Below are 531 nucleotides of genomic sequence, written 5' to 3'. Positions count from 1 at the left end.
AATTTGCTTTTCATGACTTTAGAAATTCTATATTAAATGGCAAAGATAATTGCCACTTGAAGGGGAACTTACCCTTCCCCTTCTTGGTACTTTCATTATAACATGGTTTAGGAGGAAGCAAAATGAAACTGTTTGAAGTAAAAAAAGAAAAAATGGGATCAATGCGGTTATTACTTGGCAAATTCAATTCTAATTGTTTTACCCATAGCGTGAGTAATTTCAGCTAATTATCAAAGCTTACATTACCGCTCCGTTCAATATGAGCAATAGTCTATTGTTCTAAGCAAACGAGGAACGAAAAAGGACCACCTTAGAGTTTAGTTAATATGTTATATTATTAGGTGGCAACTTGCCCCGAAAGGGGGGCGTTGTTTATGTTACATGATATTCTTTCGTTGATTGTTGCACCTATCATTGTAGGTATAGTTATAAAACTATTCTCTCACTGGTTAGATGAGAGTGACAAAGACGACAATCGTTAGCAAGTTGTCAGTCTAACTCACACGCTGAATTCCGCGCAGCGAAAAAAAG

The 531-nt window shown here is 36.2% G+C and carries 1 protein-coding gene; it reads left to right on the top strand.

The window, feature by feature from the left end; all coding sequences use genetic code 11:
* Positions 1-374: 374 nt before the first annotated feature.
* A complete protein-coding gene (locus tag FC65_RS11980; RefSeq protein WP_148266382.1) occupies positions 375-482 on the top strand; it encodes a type I toxin-antitoxin system Fst family toxin in 108 nt (35 codons plus the stop codon).
* Positions 483-531 lie beyond the last annotated feature (49 nt).

Source organism: Ligilactobacillus acidipiscis DSM 15836 (assembly GCF_001435755.1).
Classification (GTDB): Bacteria; Bacillota; Bacilli; order Lactobacillales; family Lactobacillaceae; genus Ligilactobacillus; species Ligilactobacillus acidipiscis.
Note: the sequence above shows the minus strand (reverse complement) of the source record. Positions and strands in the feature narration are given on the sequence as shown.

Coding starts and splice junctions, on each gene's coding strand:
- FC65_RS11980 (WP_148266382.1), top strand. CDS start 375: ATGTTACATGATATTCTTTCGTTGATTGTTGCACCTATCATTGTAGGT.